The 3,023-nt window shown below is 63.0% G+C and carries 4 protein-coding genes and 1 rRNA gene; 2 read left to right on the forward strand and 3 right to left on the reverse strand.

Going from position 1 to position 3,023, the window contains the following annotated elements:
* Window positions 1–98: ribosomal RNA gene (locus tag MFF58_RS31425) — 16S ribosomal RNA — on the reverse strand; the annotation flags it as partial.
* Window positions 99–1,449: 1,351 nt separating this feature from the next.
* Complete coding sequence (locus MFF58_RS31430) at window positions 1,450–1,677, reverse strand: hypothetical protein (RefSeq protein WP_238294216.1); 228 nt, start codon at window positions 1,675–1,677, stop codon at window positions 1,450–1,452.
* 364 nt (window positions 1,678–2,041) lie between these two features.
* Between MFF58_RS31430 and MFF58_RS31435 the strand changes: the two genes are divergently transcribed.
* A complete protein-coding gene (locus tag MFF58_RS31435; RefSeq protein ID WP_238294218.1) occupies window positions 2,042–2,269 on the forward strand; it encodes a hypothetical protein in 228 nt (75 codons plus the stop codon).
* 23 nt (window positions 2,270–2,292) lie between these two features.
* Here the strand turns inward: MFF58_RS31435 and MFF58_RS31440 are convergent, their stop codons facing one another.
* On the reverse strand, window positions 2,293–2,490 hold the full coding sequence (locus tag MFF58_RS31440; RefSeq protein WP_238294220.1) for a hypothetical protein: 198 nt from the start codon (window positions 2,488–2,490) through the stop codon (window positions 2,293–2,295).
* Window positions 2,491–2,864: 374 nt separating this feature from the next.
* Here MFF58_RS31440 and MFF58_RS31445 point away from each other — a divergent pair.
* On the forward strand, window positions 2,865–3,023 hold a 159-nt coding region (locus tag MFF58_RS31445), incomplete at its 3' end, for a transposase (RefSeq protein WP_238294225.1).

Below are 3,023 nucleotides of genomic sequence, written 5' to 3' on the forward strand. Positions count from 1 at the left end.
TCACCCGTCCGCCGCTGACCCCGAAGGGCCCGCTCGACTTGCATGTGTTAAGCCTGCCGCCAGCGTTCGCTCTGAGCCAGGATCAAACTCTCACGTTGAAGAGATTGATCTAAGCTAATCACAACATCTTGACAGAGACTCACAATCATTCAGGCATCACTGCCCGAATAGTGTGAGCTTCTGAAGCGTTAGACAGCTCGCTTCTCTCGATGATCCAGCTTTCGCAGGATCCGCAAGGACAAGCGCCGTCCACGCTTCTCTTTCTCGTATTCACTTGTCAAAGAACGGCACCTGCTGACGCAGGTCCCACATATATAGGGACAGCAAATCACCCCAGCGCTCGCTGAAAGTTGCTTGCAGTCATCTCTGGAAGGCTGTCCGAGCGGCCCGCCCTGCTTGGGCACCGCGTCGGGAGGCGCCGTGTAGGGCGCCTCAGACCGCCTGTCAATCTCGACGCTTCCTCAGCCGCGGACCGCACTGGCTTGCGCCGGCTGCCGTCTCACAAGACTGGGAAGCGGAGGCGCGGATCTGCATGAAGCAGCGTCCGCACCAACCTCCAACATCTGGGATCTCGTCCCACATTCCACAAGCGGCGACCCAAGCTCTCGCTCGCGTTTCGCACTTTCAGCAGCGGCCAAAGCTCAGACGCTGAATATGCTTGCTGATGTCGGAGGATCAGCGGCCGCTTTCGCCTGCCAACTGATAGACCTAATATGGGAAGCGCCGACACGGTTTCAAGAGCCTCGAGGCTCCCGACAGGCGCCTCACAGCGCGCCCCGTCAGCTAACCTGATAGGGGAGTGGACGAAGCAATTGCAAGAGACCTGGACCTCTTGCCAGACCTCTTTTCAGGTGTCCCGCTTCGAACACAGTCAAGTGAGGATGCTTAGCTTTGCTTTAAGAGCGTTTGGCACCACCCCAGACACAACGAGGGGCTACCCTTACGAGCAGCCCCTCCATTGTCGGGCCGCGGTCGGCATGTGACCGCAACGGCGTCGCTTTACGCGGCGCGGACCTCACCAGAGGCGAGTATCCAGGTCACCTGCGCGCACGACCGCGGCGTAAGACAATGAGACACTGGATCACCTCCTTTCGTTTGTTAATCGGAAAGCGCGATTTAGGCCCCCACGGCCGTGCGCACAAGACGTGAACATCTGCCCCGAGGACATAGGGGGAATGCGCGCGGAAACCCGCGGCCTCGGACGGGTTGGGGTGCTCAGCTCGTTGGTTGCGCGTTCGGGTCCTCCGCCGGCCCGATCGGCGGGAGAGCGCCAGTGCCCGGCGTAGCATCCGGGTTCATGAGCTCCGGCCTAGCATGCGGGCCGGCCGGCGGCAGCGATGCACCGTTCGGTTCTGGCCGAGGCTGATCCACCGAGGAGCTCCCCGACGACCCGGCCTCGCTCGGGCCTCTGGGTTGGTCCGATGTCACTCTTGGTCCTTTCCGATGTCCCTACGCGCCCATTAGTGGGTCGCTTCTCCGGACGATGTCCTGCGTGGCGCGGATCGAGCGAAGGGTGCCGGCATCAGCACCGGTCTCCAGCGCCTCCTGCTCCAGCGCGTGGAGTTGCTCCAGCAGGTAGACGCGGGCCTGGTGGGCTGAGTTCGGCAGTTGATCCCACACCAGCGCAACTAGCTTGCGCATCACCGGATCATCGACGGGCTTGAGCGGGCTCTGCATGCCGCACTTCTCGCAGCGCTGCCGAGCGGGCAAGGCCGGACCCGCACAAGGTGAGGTCAGGGGCGATGCTTGGCAGACCCCTGTTAGGCCCCACCGACTCGTCCACCCTACCGCCATCACCGAAGAGGCGAACTCACACAGTTGAACGTGACGGCGGAAAGTGCCGCCTGATCAAGCTGGAAACGGCCGCGCGGTAAGGCGTGCAGCTGGAAGGAGCGCCAAGGCCGAGACGGCTCACGGATCAGGTGTCGTGGAGGCTCGGGTGTTCGCTGCCACACTCTTCGCTCCGGCCTTGCTTAGGTAAGCGCGTGGTGACCGTGTTCGTGCTCTAGGCCGCACACCTCAAGCCCGGAGAGCATCCACGATGCAGGCGTTAGACGCCTACAACGTCTACCAGCGCAAACAGAAGCCGGCGCTGCGCTGTGCCGTCGCGCAAGGCCGGCCCGTCCCCGCGTTCGTCAGCGGCGAGGCTTGGAGCTTTAGCGGCACGATCAGAGACATCGAAGAGATCCCTGAGGGCTTTCGGCCCCAGGCGGCCAGAGCGGCCATGAGATGGACCGGCTACTATCTGTTCCATGCTCTGGATGCGTGATCCGCATAGGGGTTAGCGGGACTTCAGCCCTCCTGGCTCACGTCGCGCCCGGGCTGGAATTCCCGCAGCATCCGGAGGATCTCCGTGGCAACCTCGCGACTCAGACCGACCTGCGCAGCGTCGTTCAACCGTACTGGTTTGCCCGTCTTCGTGTTGTACACGGTCCAGCCACTACCCTCTTGCCGGATGTCGTACTCAGTCGGATCTGAGTTATTATTCATGGGCATGTTCTCTTGAGAGTTGGCCTGCACGTGGCGCTGACGAGTGGGGCTTTGCTCGGCTTTGCCGGGCGCGCCCGGCGATCAGCCCTATTCCGGCCGAGATCTGCCAATGAAGCCTCTCATTGATGCGTGCTCTGCCGGACCCAGCCAAGGCCCCTTCCTCGCCAAGCGGCACCGATGCGAGCTACTGGCTGGCCCGCATCACTCCTCGGGGATCTGTTCATCGTCCAGAGCTTCACCTCCGGGTGTACCGGCGCCACCCGCCGGGCCGGCATGACCTTCCGGCGGTCCCTCGGGCGGTGAACCGGCAGGGCGCCGGTTTGGACTTGCCTCGAGAAAGTGGAGAGCTCTTTTCCTGAAGGAGGAGGGTTCCGATGGCAGACCGGAAGCAGACCTTTACCCCCGAGTTTCGTGCTGAGGCAGTTCGGCTAGCGCAGACGAGTGGGCGGTCCCGCCGCGAGGTAGCCGCCGATCTCGGCGTGGGGCTCTCGACGCTGCGCAACTGGATCGACGGCCGGCGTGACCGTGAGATG

The sequence above is a fragment of the Methylobacterium longum genome (assembly GCF_022179385.1).
Lineage (GTDB): Bacteria > Pseudomonadota > Alphaproteobacteria > Rhizobiales > Beijerinckiaceae > Methylobacterium > Methylobacterium longum.